The 19,827-nt window shown below is 39.1% G+C and carries 13 protein-coding genes and 1 pseudogene; 4 read left to right on the top strand and 10 right to left on the bottom strand.

The window, feature by feature from the left end:
• The first annotated feature begins 954 nt into the window (after nt 1-954).
• Nucleotides 955-1,875 (top strand): N-acetylmuramoyl-L-alanine amidase family protein, encoded by a 921-nt coding sequence (locus BKP57_RS09130; RefSeq protein ID WP_072741395.1) that lies wholly within the window; start codon nt 955-957, stop codon nt 1,873-1,875.
• Nucleotides 1,876-1,950: 75 nt separating this feature from the next.
• On the opposite strand, the gene BKP57_RS09135 is transcribed toward BKP57_RS09130, so the two are convergent.
• From BKP57_RS09135 to BKP57_RS09165, 7 genes are all read right to left on the bottom strand, one after another.
• Nucleotides 1,951-2,427, bottom strand: a complete 477-nt coding sequence (locus BKP57_RS09135) for a GNAT family N-acetyltransferase (protein WP_139325362.1) — start codon at nt 2,425-2,427, stop codon at nt 1,951-1,953.
• A gap of 4 nt (nt 2,428-2,431) precedes the next feature.
• Nucleotides 2,432-3,484: a MerR family transcriptional regulator gene (locus BKP57_RS09140; protein ID WP_050350846.1), complete on the bottom strand. Its 1,053-nt coding sequence runs from the start codon at nt 3,482-3,484 to the stop codon at nt 2,432-2,434.
• A gap of 654 nt (nt 3,485-4,138) precedes the next feature.
• A complete protein-coding gene (locus tag BKP57_RS09145; protein WP_072741396.1) occupies nt 4,139-4,669 on the bottom strand; it encodes an SMI1/KNR4 family protein in 531 nt (176 codons plus the stop codon).
• Between the two features lie 655 nt (nt 4,670-5,324).
• Nucleotides 5,325-6,368, bottom strand: coding sequence for a ribonucleotide-diphosphate reductase subunit beta (locus BKP57_RS09150; RefSeq protein WP_050350844.1), 1,044 nt, complete (start codon nt 6,366-6,368; stop codon nt 5,325-5,327).
• Nucleotides 6,313-6,795 carry a flavodoxin gene (locus BKP57_RS09155; protein ID WP_050350843.1) on the bottom strand — a complete coding sequence of 161 codons (483 nt, stop codon included), beginning with the start codon at nt 6,793-6,795 and terminating at the stop codon, nt 6,313-6,315. Before BKP57_RS09155 ends, BKP57_RS09150 begins: the two co-directional genes overlap by 56 nt.
• Nucleotides 6,780-9,011: a ribonucleoside-diphosphate reductase subunit alpha gene (locus tag BKP57_RS09160; RefSeq protein WP_050350842.1), complete on the bottom strand. Its 2,232-nt coding sequence runs from the start codon at nt 9,009-9,011 to the stop codon at nt 6,780-6,782. Before BKP57_RS09160 ends, BKP57_RS09155 begins: the two co-directional genes overlap by 16 nt.
• A gap of 942 nt (nt 9,012-9,953) precedes the next feature.
• The gene (locus tag BKP57_RS09165; RefSeq protein WP_072741397.1) at nt 9,954-10,598 is read right to left on the bottom strand and encodes a DUF421 domain-containing protein; all 645 of its coding nucleotides are present in this window, start codon (nt 10,596-10,598) and stop codon (nt 9,954-9,956) included.
• A gap of 370 nt (nt 10,599-10,968) precedes the next feature.
• Between BKP57_RS09165 and BKP57_RS09170 the strand changes: the two genes are divergently transcribed.
• Entirely contained in the window at nt 10,969-13,320 is a 2,352-nt protein-coding gene (locus BKP57_RS09170) for an FdhF/YdeP family oxidoreductase (protein ID WP_050350840.1), read from the top strand.
• Nucleotides 13,321-13,399: 79 nt separating this feature from the next.
• A complete protein-coding gene (gene fdhD, locus BKP57_RS09175; protein ID WP_050350839.1) occupies nt 13,400-14,206 on the top strand; it encodes a formate dehydrogenase accessory sulfurtransferase FdhD in 807 nt (268 codons plus the stop codon).
• Nucleotides 14,207-14,367: 161 nt separating this feature from the next.
• Here the strand turns inward: fdhD and BKP57_RS09180 are convergent, their stop codons facing one another.
• Entirely contained in the window at nt 14,368-16,413 is a 2,046-nt protein-coding gene (locus BKP57_RS09180; RefSeq protein ID WP_072741398.1) for a catalase, read from the bottom strand.
• A gap of 537 nt (nt 16,414-16,950) precedes the next feature.
• Here BKP57_RS09180 and BKP57_RS09185 point away from each other — a divergent pair.
• Nucleotides 16,951-17,340, top strand: coding sequence for a thiol-disulfide oxidoreductase DCC family protein (locus tag BKP57_RS09185; protein WP_050350837.1), 390 nt, complete (start codon nt 16,951-16,953; stop codon nt 17,338-17,340).
• Nucleotides 17,341-17,493: 153 nt separating this feature from the next.
• On the opposite strand, the gene rlmN is transcribed toward BKP57_RS09185, so the two are convergent.
• Both rlmN and BKP57_RS09195 read right to left on the bottom strand, forming a co-directional pair.
• A complete protein-coding gene (gene rlmN, locus BKP57_RS09190; protein ID WP_050350836.1) occupies nt 17,494-18,561 on the bottom strand; it encodes a dual-specificity RNA methyltransferase RlmN in 1,068 nt (355 codons plus the stop codon).
• 487 nt (nt 18,562-19,048) lie between these two features.
• Nucleotides 19,049-19,827 (bottom strand): annotated as a pseudogene (locus tag BKP57_RS09195) (FAD-dependent oxidoreductase); the annotation flags it as partial.

Below are 19,827 nucleotides of genomic sequence, written 5' to 3' on the forward strand. Positions count from 1 at the left end.
TACTGATTGTAAGTAACACAAAAGTATGACCTAAAGGCATCTTGGACGGATTGAGTATTTACGTGCTGTTACCTCCTTCTTAGACTTGTTGCAATGCAGATTATCAAACTCCTGAAATAGAAGTCTTACAGCACCTTATATACGGGATAAAAGTGATATTTCCTCAATTCTAGCGTCTCGACCTTTTATAGATAACTACTTAAGCGTTCGTTAACAACTGCAATTTATGCAGTTGTTTTCTTTTGTACTAAAAAGGAACTCATGTAAAAGTAAAACTTATTCATAGCTCTTCTAGTCTGTTAGATTTACTTTTCTCTAGTACGAATGAACGATTTTTTCTTTAACTAGTTTAAAAATTTCTCTAATGGTTAATGCTTTTTAATAAGTTTTCTTGAGGAGAAACTTGACATAAGTAAAAACTACACCGATAAAGAAGTAAACCATTATGGTTCTACATCAACATCAATGTAAATCATAAACTAGCATTTCTATTCTTTTATGATAATATAGATAGGTATTTTCACTCATTCTTTTCTAGTACATATAGTGCATTTAAAGGAAAAAAGATAATTAATGGTTGAAAGATAAAACCATTATAGCCTTAATCTATGATTCTCTTAACAAGAGTAGGACTGCAATTGCTATTTAGCCTAGCCTAACGATGCATCTATTAAGATAGCATTACACTAAAGATAGCTTTAATCTCGTATTCTATCAATCGCCCCCAAAAGTGGGGAGAATGGAACGAATTCAATATAAAGTGAATCTTCAACCAGTAGGGTTTTATTCATCCCCACTGACTGTCAGATGAACGAATCTGGTATTTAAATGCTGTTATCTCCCACGTAGACTTGCTGCAGTACAGATTATCCAACTCCTGAATTGGGCGTCTTACAGCAACTTATTATACGGGATAAAGCAAAAAATTTCTTTTTTAAGGAGGCCATGCTCATTTTGAAAAACGTATATCTTGTATTAACATCTTTAGCCATTATGCTAACTACTCTGTTCTTGCTGCCTCATAGTAGTCATGCAGCTAATGGAGACGTATATGACGTAGGACAAGCCGTATTAAATGTGCGAAGCGGACCGTCATTAGACTCCGAAATTGTAGGACAATTACAGGCGGGAGATCAATTGATTGAATTCAATGAGCAATATGGTTGGGTTCAAACCTATTTTGAAGGTAAAGAAGCATGGGTTGCTAAGCATCACTTAGTTCCTACAACACAAAATAAACCTGTACAAGTACAGGTACAGACACCCTCCTATGAGGAAACCAAAACCGCTCCGGCACAACCACAGCCGAATGTGCAAGCAAATAACGCTGGCACTTCACTTTATGGGTACAATATTATGTTAGACCCTGGGCACGGTGGTTACGATCCCGGTTCGATTGGAATTAGCGGCGTTCAAGAAAAGTTCTTAACGCTCGAAACTTCGAAACAGATCGCTAAGAAATTACGGGCGGCCGGTGCTAATGTATTATTAACAAGATCAAGCGATGAGTACGTTTCATTACATGATCGAGTGGAAATTAGTCGGGCATATGCTACTCACGCATTTATCAGCGTACATTATAATGCGCATCCAAATTCTGCTGCACACGGCATAAACACATTCTACTATTCTGCAACAGACCAGAAGTTAGCAGAGAGCGTTCATCGAGGCCTTACCTCTTCCATTTCGATACGTGATCGTGGTACTGCGCCAAATAACTATTATGTTCTAAGAAATAACGATGTACCTTCGATATTATTAGAGCTAGGATTCATTACCAATTATTCCGATTTCGTGAATATTCGATCCAATCCATTTCAACATCAAGTAGCGAGTGGAATTACCAATGGTTTAAAAGCCTATTTTGCAAATTAAACAAACGTTATGCCACAATAAGCTGCCTTTCATGTAAAAGAGGCAGCTTTTGTGTAGCGTTTAAAGTAACGCACTTTATTCCAACTTTATATTTTTCTGAAAAATATATTGTTCACCAACTTGACCTTGAACTCTTCTTCCTGTATCCTCAAACCCACCGGCTAGATATACTTTTTGTGCAAGTTTATTTTTGCGATTCACCCCCAAAACAACCTTTCTTACATCTGGAAAGTAACCATTCACAAAAACAGGTAATTCATGCATCGATTGTTTAGCAAAGCCTTGCCCTTGATATTGCTGTTGAATGGAGTACGCACGTAACAGCAACGCATCTTCGTCACAACTGTAAGGCTGAATATCCCCCCACTGCAATATAAAGAAACCGACCATATCTTTGCCATAACATATCCCAACAGGCTTACAGTAACTAGATTGGATGGCTTGCAGTAATTTTTCTAAAGGATGGGCAGTAAAGGCTAATTGGTCAGCTGTTAAATGATACGATGCGAAAGCTTTTATATGCTTTGCTTGCAAAAATTTTAAATTTATCATCACTTTAGTCCATTTCCTGTCCATTTTTAGTTGCATAAATCATACTTAAGATTGGATTAAAGGTATGTGTTGTGACCTGATAGTTATGCGACTGCAGCCAATCGACTAGTAAAGAACGGTTTGCATAAAATTCGTCCTCTATTGCATAAATAGCTTCTTTATTTCCGCTTTCTTCGAAGTGTTGTAGCACTTCTTTGCGCTGAGAATCATCCTGAAACATTAAGTCAACGATGCAGATCGCCCCTTTCGGACGTAGTACTCGATCCATTTCAACCAATGCAAGCAGTTTTTGTTCATCTGAGATATGATGCAACGCATAACTAGAAACAATCCCGTCCATGTGCTGATCTAATATAGGTAGCGCTAGAAAGTGTCCTTTGCGTACTTCCATCTCCGGATATTTCTGTTTACATGCTTGCAACATTTTTTCCGATTGATCTACACCAATGACATGAATTCCTTTTGTTAAAAATTTAGCGCCTAAATTTCCTGTGCCAACACCAATATCTAAACATGTTTGTGCCGCTTCTAATGGCATTGTATCAACTACTTTCTCCAAAGCTGTTTCATAGTCTTGGTGGACATTAAAGCGAAATCCATGCATTTTTAGACTTTGATCATAATCAGCTGCTTGTGAATCAAAATCCCACTTGTCATGCCAAGACTTACGGAGGGATTTCAACCGCTTTAAATGCTTGGATAACGTAAATATATCTTCCCTAGAGATCGATTGGTCCATGTTCTGTTCTAACAAACGATCAATCGTATGAATCATGTCTTTCGTTTCCAGCCATTTTTCAAAGAGTACTGCCCGCTGAATATTAAAATAATCATGAATTCGGTATTGCCCTTGTTCATTTAGCAGTTGCTTTATGTCTCTAATGCCCAAGCCAAATTCACGTAAAGCTAAAATCGTACTGATCCTTACAATCTCTTCATCTGTAAACGTCCGATATTGATTGTCTTGTTTAGTGGGTGATATTAACCCTTTTTCTTCATAAAAACGGATGGTTCTTGTTGTCGTATTCAAACGTCTAGCCACTTCCTTGATATACAATCTATACGCCTCCTTTATCCTTATCATAAACGTTAACCTTACGTTAATGTAAAGGGTTATTTGTGTTAGAGCAATACTAAAATAAACGGTCACAAAAGTGAAGCTTCCATCAACAGGGTTTTCTCATCCGCCACTGATTTAGTCCCGCAAAGATATGACTTAAAGACCATTGAACGAATCGGGAACTTAGGCGCCGATATCTCCCTTTTAACTTTTTTCTGGTACCTTCCACTTTTAAAGGGGGAATAAATATAGTTTTCGAATTATTCAATCAAAGAGAACATTACTAGGATGATTCTTTCTGTATATGCGTTCATCGCATGGTTGAAATACATGTAGCGCGAATTTATCACGAACCCCAAAGCTATTGCTTCAATTCAAGAGAAAAGCACCTAATAAGGGCGCGTTTTTTATGCGCTTATCTGGGCTTTACCCGACGTTTCAAATATTTTTTTGAATAATTGCTTGAAAAGTTGCTTCGCCTGATCGTAAGGGGCAAATAGAAAGTAGAAAAGGAATTAGGATTTCATTTATGGCGTTAGACTTAAGGAAGTACATCTACAAAAACATAACAAACAGTAAAAATACCCCAACAAAAAGATGACTCCGAACACCAAAAACCGATGTTTGGAATCATTTCCTAGTTATTGTTGGCTAAGACATGTTCCAACGGTAATAGAATGTGTTAGAATCTTGCCATTCCCAATATTTTGCTCCTTGTGCGATAATTAAACGGTCTAACCAAATTTCAAAGTTAGCATTCAAGTTTATGCCATCTTCAAAGCTATCTACTGAATCCAAACAAAATAAATAATCATGGTCTCCTTGTTTATAAATACGCGTATCTATTACAATACGGGTATCTAAGTAACTTGCTATACAAATACATCCATCAGGTAAGCTAGGATCCTTATAAGCAATCAATCCTTCTAAACTATATAAATCTAAGTCCTCAAAAATCCGCGCTCCATTGTGCTCTAAAAGAAAGTTTTGATAATCTATCGGCAAACAACAATTATGTTCGAATTGGAAGTTTTCAATTTGTTCTTTTGTAGCTGGATTTTGAAAAGAACAAGAAAGTTCAAAGATAGCCCCGCCTTCTTCCTGCACCGTGATAGTTCCATCACTATTCAATCTTTGTTTTAAACCGTCCAACGTTTTTTGGATGAGTTGACCTACTTCCACTTCACTTACACACTCCTTTCGTTACTATCATAAATATATTGCCTTTTTTCATATTGAAAGTTCTTGTTTCGGTTGAATTAATTTGGTGAGTATAAGTAAAATTTTAACATATGAATAAAAAATTGTTGCAATTTGTCTAATTTGGTTAAAATTTAATTTTATGTGTTCACTCTGTTTTATGTTACTTACATGAGTATTCCTGAAATATTGGCAACAACCCAATTTTTAGAATTGGTTTAACATCCAGCGGTCATTGTTGCGCAGAAGAAACGCTTGCCGTTTAGAGTATTTGCCGACTAATGAGAGTATAAGTTGCATTAACAAAATACGGAAAATAAAGAGGTTGAATGCAAATGTCTACAAGATCAGCGTTTCAAAGGTCAACGTGTGCATGAGAACAAGGTTTTCAACCAGCAGGACCCAGGAATGACATTTTGCATTTCGAACGACAAGCCCTATCGTAAGGCGCATTTCTAAAGTCGCATCGTTGCTGGGCTCATGCGCCGGACGTGGCTATTCGGTTATTTCGTTATCCACAAGCACCTCATTTTATTGTTCCCTGTACAACAAAAAAGCAGACAGTTAAGAGATGGATCTATTTCTTAACCTGCCTGCTAGCTTTTGGACTATTTACTTGTAAAAGACCATTTTCTGCTTATAAATCATCAAAGCCGTTCAAATCACTTGTTTTCGTATATTGTCTAGATTTCTGTTCAAAGAAATCTGTTTTCGTGCCATCAAAATTATCGACATATGCACGAATCCACTTCATAGGATTTTCGGTATAGTCTGGATACACATCATGGAGCCCCATCATCCGCAACATCTTATTTGCGCGATACTTAATATATCCAGCCATTTCGTCCAAGTCAATACCTTCTACATTGCCAAGAACATAATTCGACCATTCGATTTCCAATTCGACGGACTGCTTAAAATGGTCATACACCCATTGGATAAACGTTCCATTATTATACTCTGGATTTTCTGCTAGTGTAGCACGGAATAGTTCTGATATAAAACGACCATGCTCGAGCTCATCGCGGTTAATATAACTAATCATTGTGGACGTACCAACCATTTTATTATGACGCGCCAAGTTATAGAAAAACGCAAAACCAGAATAGAAGAACATCCCTTCTAATAAGGCTGTGTAAACTAACGTCTTTAAGATATTTTCGATCGTAGGCTCTTCTACAAAGGCGTTATATTGCTTCGTTAAATTCTCATTTCGTTTGAGCAAAACAGAATCTGTACGTCCTAGCTGAAAAGACTTATTCTGTTCATCTAACGAGACAACTGAAGATAATACGTAGGAATAACTTTCATTATGCACTGCTTCTTGTTGTGCGATTACAGCCATAATGGATTGTACAGATGGGTCGGTTGCATACAGAGAAATCAATAAAGCTGTTCGTGTTTGCGGTGCGTCTAATGTGGATAGCAAGCCAATGATTTTTAAATATGCGTCCTGTTCCTCTTCTGTAAGTGTAGGGAACTGTTTAATATCACTTTGCATATTCACTTCATCTGCTTGCCAGTAATTACCCACTAACCGTTTATACATTTTATACCAGTGTGGATAAGCAATATCATTCCAATTTAAAATACCACTGGATTCCCCTCCAAATACCCCTGTTGACTTATTTGGATTTAACGGTTCTAGTGTCTTTGCTTTTTCCAGCATTACTTTTGCCATGATATAATACTCCTTCCACCCAGTCTTTTACAAGTTGCTCTTGTTTTCCTCTCGGCGACTGTTCAATTTTTAATCCAGACCAAGGACTATGATAAAATTTGACCAACTTATCTACAGCGCGACAAAATAAGTCATCGCCGCCAAATTGTGTATCACCTGTACCAAATACAGCGACATTTTCCGGTTTATACCCAATCTCAAGGATAAAATCCTTCACTTCTTCAGGTGTACTTCCCATATCCCACGTAAAGGTGCCAAGGAAGATGATATCATACGAGGAAGGGTCAACTGGCGGATCAATGCCAATGCGGTGAACCGCCGTTTCCACTTCATTTGCGTGTAATTCATCCTGAATAATCGTCGCTACTTCTTGGGTGTTGCCACTATACGTCAAATAAGCGATCAGTACCCTCAACTTTGGCACCATTCACATTCTTCCACTTCATTCGAAGTAGATCGGACATAATACGTTGTTTTTAACCCTTCTCTCCACGCTTGCAAATGCAAATCAAGCAAAATAGAAGCCCGAATTGTATTTGGTACATAGAAATTAAAGGAAAGGCTTTGATCAACATGTCGCTGTCTAGCAGCATTTTGCTTAACCGACCAGCGCTGATCCACAATATAGGCGGAACGACGATATACATCGTATGTCTTATGCGTTAAGTCTGGTGCTGTTACTGGAATTTTAAAGTCTTTCTTTTCTTCATAGTAGAACGGTTTAAAGATTGGATCGATACTAGCTGTAGAGCCGGCAATCATTGCAGTCGTCGAGTTCGGTGCAACAGCCATTAAATAACCATTGCGGATACCATGCTGTTTTACATCATCTTTTAATGCGAGCCATTCTGTTTTGTCATAGCCTTTTTGGTCAAAGTATTCCCCAGAACTCCATTTACTTCCAGAAAACGCAGGGTAACTTCCTTTTTCTTTGCTTAGCTCCATGCTTGCTTGGATCGTAAGAAACGCAATTCGCTCATACAATTCATCTGCATATTGGACCGCTTCTTCCGTTTCCCATTTCATATTGTTATGAGCAAGAAGATGGTGCCAGCCGAATGTTCCAAGCCCAATGGCACGATATTTTTTATTCGTTAATTGAGCCTGCATAATCGGTAATGTGTTAATATCAATCACATTGTCCAGCATACGTACTTGAATTTTTATTAACCGATCTAGAACTTCATCTGGAACAGCTTTTCCAAGATTAATCGAGCTTAAATTACAGACGACATAGTCACCGGATTTATATTTTTTCACAATCGTATTTTCATTTTCCAAAAATTCCTCCACAAATTCAGAAGGAGATTGGTTTTGGGTGATTTCTGTACAAAGATTGGAGCAATAGATCATCCCTTTATGGCTGTTGCTATTTTGACGATTCACTTCATCGCGATAGAACATAAATGGTGTTCCTGATTCTAGTTGTGATTTCATAATTCGTTTCATGATATCGATAGCTGGTATTTTTCGTTTTGATAATTCCTCTGAGTTCACGCATTCCTCATATTTTTCTCGCCAAGTTCCATTCCCTTTTGCCTCATCGTAGAAGTCTTCTAATGAATATCCCATGACTTGTCTCACTTCATGAGGATCGAATAAATACCAATCACCACGTTTTTCCACTTGTTCCATAAATAGATCTGGCAAGGTTACACCGGTAAAAATATCGTGCGCGCGCATTCGCTCGTCGCCATTATTCAGCTTCAAGTCAAGGAATGCCTCGATATCACGGTGCCAAACATCTAAATAAACAGCAATAGCACCTTTTCTTGTTCCTAACTGATCGACGTTTACTGCCGTATTATTCAGCTGTTTAATCCAAGGAACAACTCCACTGGACATTCCTTTAAATCCTTTAATGGAGCTTCCACGGCTGCGGATTTTCCCCATATAAACGCCAATACCGCCACCATTTTTAGACAATTTAGCAATATCGGTATTGCTATCATAAATAGACTGTAAACTATCATCGACAGTATCAATAAAACAGCTAGAAAGTTGACCGTGTGTTTTTCCAGCATTAGCCAATGTTGGTGTCGCTACTGTCATATATAAATTACTTAATGCCCAGTAAGCTTCTAGTACATGCTCTGTCCGATTGGCTTTATCTTCATGTTGCATAAGCGTCATAGCAATAATCATCCAGCGCTCTTGCGGTAGTTCAAACACATTTTTATCATGATCCGTTGCCAAATAGCGTGTTGTTAATGTATGTAACCCTAAATAGGTAAAATACAAGTCTCTCGCTGGGTCAATCTGTTTGGCAAAGTGATCAATTTCAGCTTTCGAATACTTTTCTAAAAGAGTAGTTTTATAAATATTCTCTTCTGTAAGCATTGTAATTAATTGATAAAAATCACCATATTCACCCGTATTGTATTGACGATTTTGACGTGCTTGATGGTAAAGCTGCTGTAAATAAATTCGGCTGGCTACATACGTCCAATCAGGCGCAGATTCGTCCATATTCTCCAAAGCATTTTGCACAAGTATATCCAATGCTTTGTCTATCGGTGTATCCTCCTGAATCGTTTTGAAAGCCTTGTCCTTATATGCTTCGGTTTCAACAGCTAACCCCTGTTGCGCACGATCGATAATGTCTACAAGCTTATCTCTTGTAGTTGCGATGTCGATGATCATTCATAATCCTCCCTTTATATACTTAAACCCTATAAGGGTGATGATACATGCTTTGTAACCTATAAGAGGTTGTTCGAAAAGTGCACTAAAAATGACCCATCCATGTTTCTAGTCGGTTATACAAATTAGATGCTGTTCAAGAATCCAGTAAATGGGCAATAGAAAACTCGGCAATAATGCCAAGCTTTTCATTTACAATTCTAAAACTGGATCATGAAATGTTCCTTCTAGTTCCTATCCCAAATACTCACTAACTGCACATCTAACTGGAGAACTTGAGGAATAATATCTGTATCATTTTGGGTGTAACTGAGTTTCCTAACTCGAACTAGCGGATACAAAACTCGCAATTTTCTAATAATAACAACCTGATTTCTAACTTAAAAACACAATATATAGTATGCTTGCAAAGAACTGATTACGATATATTGTGTTTACAAGCTTAGCATATAAACTCTATTATTGCAATCTATTTTTAGACCTATATAACATCGTGTAATCCCTTTTAAACATCGCCCGAACAATGTTAGCAACGGATAGAAAAAATAGAGAATTTTTTATTTGCATGTGCCTATAACTAGAAAATTAGTAGATTGCTCCTACATTAGCACGATGCCCCTACGAAACAGGCTTAAAGTGAATTTTCCATTGGTAGGTTTCCTTTACCCTTCTCTGGTTGTAAGACACAGGAGGATAACCAAAAGGCTTCTGAATAAGTTCGGTATTTGGAATTGCATTTGGCTCACCCGCTCTGAGGTTACTGGGACGAAAGACCATTTTCATGGGTAATAAAACACACAAATTATATTATATACTTTTTTAACTTTATTTAAAATGGTTTGCTGTCGAAGCAAAAAAATCACAGCCAAACGACGCCATTTTTTGTCTAAAACTTATAAATTCCTTTCCCTTTCGTCTGCTTTTTCAATCCCCTTTTTTCCTTTAATCCAATTGCTTAGGGGGTACATCTTCACTGTTATGCTGTTTGGCATCTACTTCCTGAAATAATTTCACTTGGTTAAGTTGGGTTTGCACAGTTCCTTGTGCTGTTCTATGTTGCTCCAGCTGCACTAAATGGTGCCGCAATTTTTTTATTTCTATATACAATGTTTGTATTTCCGCTTTCGTTGCGGGCTGTGCTTCTGGCTTTAAAGTATATCCAATTTGTCCATTTGCTTCTAATGTAGCTGTAGCCCACTCTACGTCCTCTATCCGAGTTACGTTCTTCTGTCTTAAATTTATTTCCAACTGATCTACCGTTAAGCGTAATTTTTTCAGCTGGTCCGTTTGCACCACTCCATTATGTATAAGCACTTTTGATTTTCCCGTTATAATATTCTCTACAAAATCAGACTTTATTTGTGCTAATTCCATGCAAATAAGGGTAAGCACGAGAACGGTGCCTACGCCTAGTGTTATCCAAATATTTTTTCCAGCTAACGGTTGAATTAACAATGACCCTATTCCAATCATAATGGTAGTTTGTGCCAAGGTCATTTGAGAAATCGATTTTCTGCCAGCAAGTCGTAGTAGAAATGTTCCACCAATGATGATAATAACAGCCTTCCAAATCCATGACCAATCCACTTCATATCCCTCCTTCAAGAGGTTGTTTAATTAGTACGTCAAACATATGTATTACATTTCTTCTTTCCTTTTGTTTCCCAACGCTTTCTAAACTACAGTTACGCAAAACTTCGCTATCCAAAATGTCATCGTATGCAGAATGGTATCAGGGGTCATTCAACTTCAAACTGATCACGACTCATTTTACATTTTAAAACGATCACCAGCCAATTTCTTACATTAGTATTGTGAAAAAGGCTTATTTTATACGCAACGATTACCAGCTTCCAAACGGTGCAATAAAGAGCGTAACCCTAAATTGAATTGTATTCGCTTTCATGATAGGATGAAGGCAAGTAAATTAGAGCTGTATAAATTGGAGGAGGAAGTAATGGGGAAAACGAAACATACTGGTCCAATCAAGCTATCCAAACGACCAAACCCATCACTATGGGTTAGTAAGGTTCCATTCGGTCTTGGGAAAGTAAAACCACATCATATTCGCGATACAGTTAAAGTCGCTTGGGACAATAAAGATAGACTTCCATACGCTACACGGATCCTTACACAGGGAGTGTGTGACGGTTGTGCCCTTGGGGTGCAAGGACTTAAAGATCAAACATTAACCGGACCACACCTTTGTACTACACGCTTAAATGTTCTTCGTTTGAATACTATGCCAGCAATGAAACAAGATATTCTGCATGCTGATATAGAAACGTTACGTAAAATGAACAGCACGGAACTACGCCAGCTCGGTCGTATTCCTTATCCGCTCATCCGGAAGCCGGGAGACCGCCAATTTCAACGTATTTCCTGGGATCAAGCGCTTAACTATATTGCCGACAAAATGCGTGCACTTCAACAGAAACAATTTTCCTTTTATTCTACATCTCGCGGTATAACGAACGAAACGTATTACGTGCTTGGTAAGGTAGCCCGTTTTCTTGGTACCAACAATATCGATAATGCATCCAGAATATGTCATTCACCATCCAAGACAGCATTAACCCGCTCCGTAGGTGTTGGCGCCTCCACCTGCAATTATAAAGATTGGATCGGCACAGACGTTTTGCTGTTTTGGGGGTCTGTCGCAGCTAATAATCAGCCCGTTTCTACAAAATATATGTATGCCGCAAAAAAGAAAGGTACGAAAATCATTGTAATTAATCCATATCATGAACCATCGATGGATGAATATTGGATTCCTTCTATTGCAGAGTCTGCTTTATTCGGTACCAAAATAGCAGATGATGTTTACCAAGTGAATATTGGTGGCGATATTGCCTTTATGCACGGTATTATGAAACATTGGTTTGACATGGAAAAGGAACAACCTGGATCAGCTCTAAACCACGACTTTATTCAAGCACATGTTAATGGATTAGAAGCTTTACAAGCAAAAGTAGAAAACCATACGTGGGAACAATTAGAGCAATCCTCCGGTATCTCCAAACAAAGGATGATCGAATTAGCTACTATCCTAGCAAATTCCAAATCAGCTGTCTTTGTCTGGTCGATGGGACTAACCCAACACCGATTTGGTACAGATAATATTTCACAGGTTGCAAATCTAGCATTACTGCGGGGATTTATCGGACGCGAGCATTGCGGCTTAATGCCAATTCGTGGACACTCCGGTGTTCAAGGATCTGGTGAGATGGGAGCAGACCCATTTTCTTTGCCAGGTGGAAGCATGAATGACGAACACCGTGAACGTGTAGAGAAAGTTTGGAAATTCGATATTCCGACTTGGCAAGGAGACATTGTTGGTGAATCACTGGAGAATGCTCACTTACCCGAAGACCATGAAAAAAAATTAAGGCTGTACTATATGTCTGGAGGGAATTTTCTTGAGACGATGCCAAATCCTGATTATGTCCAATCATGCTTAGAAAATATAGAGCTACGAGTGCATCAAGATATTATTTTTAATACGTCTACACTAGTCGATGCAAAAGAAGCTGTCATTGTGTTACCTGCAATGACGAGGTATGAGCAACCTGGGGGGGGAACTTCTACCTCTACAGAAAGAATGGTCTATTTTTCACCGGAGATTAAGGGTCCCCGTATTGAAGAAGCCCGTTCAGAATGGGAGATTTATATAGATTTAGCAAAACGAGTAAGACCCGAGGCTAAAGACCTGATTCACTTCCCAGATGCGCGCGCTATTCGTGAAGAAATCGCGAAAGCTGCCCCTAATTATGACGGTATTCAGCATTTAAATGAAAAAGGTGATCTTTTCCAATGGGGTGGTGCTTGGCTTTGTGAGGATGGCATTTGTCCAACGCCAGATGGAAGAGGAAATCTCATTGCCATGGACATTCCAGAATTAAGGAAGCCGGAAGGGCATTTTTATGTCACGACACGTAGAGGAAAGCAATTTAACTCGATGATTTATAGTGAAACAGATCCATTCAACAATGCGCATAGAGATGATATTTTAGTAAATCAACAAGATGCAGCATCCCTTGATATTCAAGAAGGGGAACAAGTAGTCGTGTATAACCAGCACGGGTTATATGCAGGACGTGCCAAGTTCGCCCCTGTCAAAGCCGGAAATCTGGAAGTGCATTGGCCAGAAGGAAATGTTCTCATCCCCAAAGGCGTATACGAACAATACGCAGGCATACCTGAATATAATACAGCAGTAATATTAGAAAAGGCCGTCACCTATTATGCACAGAAAGATGTTAAATATGCCGAAAAGCGAGTGGAAGAATTAGAAATCGACAGTCATTAAGAGTGCTCACACATAAAAGCGTTGTTTAAAAATACACTACAATTCCTTCGCTTTGAACACGCACAAAAGGGAGGATTACATGTCTGATAATTTAGCAGATTGGGAGATTGTCCGTTTTCATGACGGGGGCGCTACAAAAGAAGTATCCTCTGTGGCGGAAGAATACCCTATAACCATTATAATCAATGGTAAGGAATTCGCTACAATGGTCTGCTCCCCCGAACATGTGGAAGAACTGATCGTTGGCTTTCTTGCATCTGAGGGAGTTATTTTCCAATATAAAGCCATCCAGCAACTGACTGTGGATGTAGTAGCTGGGTTTGCCTACTTGGAGATCGAGAAATTGCCTGATACGTACCAAGAGGATCATTCGAAACGATTTATCGGTTCGTGCTGTGGAAAAAGCCGCCAGTTTTACTTTAAAAATGATGTGAAGACCGCTAAAACAATTATGTCAAACTTAAGTCTCTCTTGTAATCAATGTTTACAGCTTATGACACAATTACAACAAGCGTCAAACCAATTTCGCCAAACAGGTGGCGTGCATAACGCAGCTTTGGCTACTGTTAACGATGTGCAGCTTATTCGCACCGATATAGGTCGTCACAATGCACTTGATAAGCTGTATGGACATATGTTGATGAACCAGACTTCTGTAAGGGATAAAGTCATTGTATTTAGTGGTCGGGTCTCATCCGAAGTACTATTAAAAATCGCCAAAATGCGGATAAGTATTCTTATATCCAAATCAGCTCCTACCAAACTTGCTTTAGAGCTAGCCGAAGATCTTGGCATTACGGTAATCGGCTTTGTAAGAAAAGGAGCCATGAATGTCTATACACATCATGATAGAGTTGAGGAGATAACATATGACAAAAAGCGATAGAAAAAATAACTCTACCAACATGCATGCTAAAGCAGTAAAATCTCGTCCAATAAGAAGGCTACTCTAGCTCTCCCTAGACTTAATATATCATCATAAAAACAATCCACCGCCGGTAACTGTCCGAAAATATGGAACAGCACACGCGGTGGATTTTTTACGCTTTAGAAATGAACTTCTCTATCCCAAAAACGATGGATTGCAATTGCCTCGCTAAAGGCATCCACAAAATCGTTGACAGATGACTCCAAAATAACCCCTTTCGCATGGGTAATACCGCTATCTTCCAATAAAGTGGCACCGTCATTAGAGGAACCTATTGGCTTAAAATGGTGAAATGCTTCATGAATAAAGTGGGTTGCCTGTTGGGAAAACTTCTCACTCATTTGTCTACTTCCGGCAACATAAACAGCGTCATAAAGAACGGAATCAGCTGTTAAGAAGCTCTCGCTGGCCTCTATTGTCTGACCTTCTGCTCCAGCAACCTCTCCACGCTTATTCGCAACTACTACTGGGCGAATTCCTTGTTTTACTAATCGATTTATCACAGAAATCACTTCTTTGGTATGGAAGCCTTTATCTAAAAGAACAGCTACATTTCTCGTTGCCGCTGTTTTAACAGTGTTTTCCTGACTTAGAGCTGGAGAAGTTTTGGTTATAGGAGATCCCCCTTCCTTCGGGGCAGTCACGCCGATATTTTCTGCGATTTCCTGTACCATATCTAAGCTTACGTTTGCAAACATATTTACTACTTGTTGCTGCACATCTTCATTCTTCACTTTTCCTAACTCAAAACTGAATGCATCAATGATATGCTGTTTCTCTGCTTCACTCATGCTGTTCCAAAATAAAACTGCTTGAGAAAAATGGTCATTGAAGCTTTCACTTCTTGCGCGAATCTTTCTGCCGTCGACTTTCTCCTGGTAATGTTCATATCCGCCTTGCTCAGGAGAAGCCGGTTCTGGCGTGTTATGAGCTAATCCATTTTTGTGATAGCTAACTTGTCCGACATTAATCGTATGTCTTCCGTAGCCATCCCGTTGGTTATTATGAAATGGACATACTGGACGGTTAATCGGTAGTTCATGAAAGTTTGGTCCTCCTAAACGAATTAATTGCGTATCCGTATACGAAAATAACCGTCCTTGTAATAAAGGGTCATTGGTAAAGTCAATACCAGGAACAACATGTCCTGGATGGAATGCTACCTGCTCCGTTTCGGCAAATACATTATCCACATTCCGATTTAAGGTCATTTTGCCGATTTTCTTAACGGGAACCTCTTCTTCCGGCCAAAGTTTGGTTGGATCGAGGATATCATAGTCAAATGAATCCGCGTCTTCTTCAGCAATTAATTGTACACCTAGTTCAAATTCTGGAAAATCCCCATTTTCAATGGCTTCATACAAATCTTGACGATGAAAATCCGGGTTTTTACCATTTATTTTTTGTGCCTCATCCCAAACCGTAGAATGAACTCCTAATGTCGGCTTCCAATGAAATTTAACGAAAGTTGCCTCACCCTTATCATTTACAAAGCGAAACGTATGCACGCCAAAGCCTTCCATCATACGAAAGCTACGTGGAATCGCCCGATCTGACATTTGCCACATCACCATATGTGCTGTCTCTTGATTATGGGCTACAAAATCCCAGAAGGTATCATGTGCGGATGCGGCTTGTGGGATACCGTTATGCGGTTCGGGTTTAACAGCATGAATGAAATCTGGAAACTTGATCGCATCTTGAATAAAAAACACCGGAATATTATTGCCGACCAGATCGTAATTTCCTTCCTGCGTATAAAATTTCGTAGCAAATCCTCTGACATCACGAGCCAGCTCTCCAGAGCCTTTTGAGCCAGCAACAGTTGAAAATCTTACAAATACAGGTGTCTTTTTCCCTTTCTCTTTTAGAAAATCTGCTTTTGTGTATGGTTCCATCGATTCATATACTTCAAAAACACCATGAGCTGCATAGCCCCGTGCATGTACAACCCGTTCTGGAATGCGCTCATGATCAAAATGGGTCATTTTTTCGCGAAAATGAAAATCTTCCATGATCGTTGGACCACGTACTCCGGCTTTTAATGAAAATTCATCCTCAGAAACTTTTAGCCCTTGATTTGTGGTCAGCTTTCTTCCCTCGTCATGAACCCGATAAGCATCTAATTGTTCTTGTTTAGCACCGTCTTGTCGCTGTTTTGACATCACTCTATCCTCCTCATTTAATTGAAAAAATCCAAAGTTCTTCCTGTAGAGGGACTGTTCCCAAAAGAAAAACAAGTTAAACAAGAAGGATGGTATCAAAATGTCCGTGTTAGATATAGCTGGCAATATGGGTTTTATAAATGTTATCGTTAAACTACAGACTTTTTATGAACAAAGGCGCAGGGCGCCCGTTTAGCAACGTAGCAAATGGAACGAATCAACTAAAGATTTAGGAATCATGCCACTAAAAACAGGGGTATGCCGACGATGGGCGGCAAGCCCGGTTTTAGTCGGCCTTCCTCTTTGCCGCGAACCGATGATGACTTATCGTAGGGCGATTTCGTGAAGTCGCCTAGTTGCTGGGCGCTGAAGCCGGACGTGGCTATTCAGTTATTCCCTTATCCCAAAGCAACAAATTTTATACTTTCTTATACTATAAACCAAAAAAATCTTATCCTTTCCTATAGTAGAACCAAAGTAAAGCACCGTTTAACGTTTCCTCATCTAATTTGGATACACGAAGGAGGTCAACGTAACATGAGCAAAATCATTCTTTTTGATGGTGTGTGCCACTTCTGTGATCAGAGTGTACAATTCATCTTGAAACACGATAAACAAGAGCAATTTTTATTTGCATCGCTCCAAGGGGATACAGGGCAAAAATTGGTGTTTGAGCATAAAATCATTAATGATTTGAGCAGTTTAATTTTAATCGATAACGATAAGTACTACAGCAAATCAACAGCTGTACTTCATATATGTAAAGAATTGACAGGAGCATGGAAGCTGTTATATGCGTTTATTTTGATTCCAAAACCGATTCGTGATTTCTTTTATGACCGGATCGCTAATAATCGCTACCGCTGGTTTGGAAAAAAAGATAGCTGTGAACTCCCATCTCCAGATGTTAGAAAGCGGTTTTTATAATGAAGCAGCTGACAAATATGGAGGAGTTTTTGTTCACCTTCAAGCTAAACGGCTGAAGTTTAGGTAGAGAGTACGCGTAGGAATTAGACAATAAAATGGGTTGCTTGCAGAGCAGAAATGAGGAGCCTAAGCTCATCGCCTAGGCTCCTTCGTTTATTTTGCCGTTTCTTTTTTAATTTGTTTGCTTCTTAATTGTCCGCAGGCAGCATCAATGTCCGCACCGTTTTCCCAGCGTACGCCACAATGAATGCCTTGTCCCTTCAACGTTTCAAAAAACATTTGAATCGTTTCTGAATCACTGCGTTGATAATGGCTATGCTCATCTACGGGGTTGTAAGGAATCAAATTAACATATGCTAACTTACGATGGTTACGTAATAATTCTGCCAGTTGTAAAGCTTCTTCCTGATGATCATTCACATCTTTTAGCATAATATATTCGTACGTGATCCGACGATTTGTTTTTTCCAAATAGTAATCAACAGACTTCATGAGCTTTTCGATTGGAAACGCCTTATTGATCTTCATAATACTCCGTCGCAATTCATTGTTTGGTGCATGAAGGGAGATAGCTAAATTTACTTGTACACCTGTATCGGCAAATTTATAAATTTTATGAGCTAGTCCACTTGTAGACACGGTAATATGTCTTGCGCCAATATTTAATCCTCGATCATCATTTACTACGTAGATGAAATTCATTAAATGGGTAAAGTTATCCAATGGCTCACCAATTCCCATCACGACAATATGACTCACTCTTTCTTCCTCACCGCGTGTATCAAGATGCTTTTGCACCATCATAATCTGCTCAACAATTTCACCACTTGTTAAATCACGGCTTTTACTTAACAATCCACTCGCACAAAAGCTACAACCGATATTACAGCCAACCTGAGTCGTAACACAAACTGATAAACCGTAATTAAATCGCATCAGCACTGTTTCAATTAAATTACCATCCGCTAGGCGAAACAAAAATTTGATCGTACCATCTTTCGATTCCTGCTTCACTTCTTCTGCTAATGTTCCAAGTACAAAATGCTCTTCCAATAGCGCAATGGTCTGTTTATTAACATTTTTCATATCGGAAAATTGATGTACTCGCTTCTTATATAACCAATTCCAGACCTGATCGACGCGAAAGCGTTGCTGTCCATGCTCCATTAACCAATCTTTCAACTGTTCGTATGTTAATCCATAAATGGATGATTTACTCATGCATTTACCCTCATTTCTAGATAATCTAGTTTTCAGAGTGATCCATATTCCGTTTATCCCGATAGAAGGTGCTGTAAGTCTCAGGCTTCGAGAGTTGGAGAATCCATTACACCAAGTCAAAGTAGAAGATAACAGCACCTAAATGACCGATTCGCTCAGAGGACTTTAGGTCCTCCCTTCACGGTACTAACAAGCAGTGGGAGGTGAAAGAAAAAACCACTGTTTGAAGATTCACTTTATAAAATGATGATTCACCATATTATCTTACTTCATGAAAGGAGTTGTTGCAAATCCCTGCGTTTACTTCTAACGATTTTTCGTATCTGTGACTTGAAACGAGGGTAAAAGCACATGTAATCATTAATTTATTTCTGATAAAGCAAGTTCTTATTCATTTTACGCAAGGTGGGGAGTCCCTCCCCCGGTACTTATTTTTTATCATCAAAGGTAGAAATCACTAATATTGGATAGCATATTAAGCGGTATTCTACCTTCTTAAGGTCTTTGAAGGGAGCGTTGTTTCTCCCATCAGATAACGATCGCATTCTTTTGCTGCTCCACGTCCCTCGTAATAGCCCAAACAATGAGGCTTTGTCCACGGCGCATGTCTCCTGCTGCAAAAACAACTTCTACATTTGTCCGGTAGTCATTATATTCTGCTGCCACCGTTGATTTTTCTGTGGTTTCAACACCTATTTGCTCTAACAGATCCTGCTCTGGGCCCCGAAAACCAATCGCAATCAAGACTAGATCTGTTGGCCAAACTCTTTCTGTTCCAGGAATTTCCTCCCGTATTTTATTTCCCGCTTTGTCAAATCGAAGCTTCACTTTAATCGTATGAACTTCCTTCACATGACCTTTGGAATCACCGACAAATTTCTTCGTCATTACCGCATAAGCTCTTGGGTCACTACCAAACACACTAGCTGCTTCCTTATGTCCATATTCTATACGGTGGATTTTCGGATATTGTGGGCCAAGGGTTTGTTTCGATATCACGTGCGAGACCCTTTTTATCATAAATATCAAATTGTGTAAGGCTTCTGCAATTATGCCGTACTGCCGTTGCCAAACAATCCGTCCCTGTATCGCCACCCCCAATAACGATGACATCTTTGTCACGTGCAGAAATATAATTTCCATCCTGTAAATTGGAATCTAGCAATCTTTTCGTATTGGCATGCAGAAAATCCATCGATGAATACCTTTAAGGTTACTTCCCTCTACTTGAATATTTCTGTGAACTGTTGCGCCACCACAAAGGAT

The organism is Virgibacillus sp. 6R, assembly GCF_001895305.1.
GTDB classification, from domain to species: Bacteria; Bacillota; Bacilli; order Bacillales; family Amphibacillaceae; genus Virgibacillus; species Virgibacillus pantothenticus.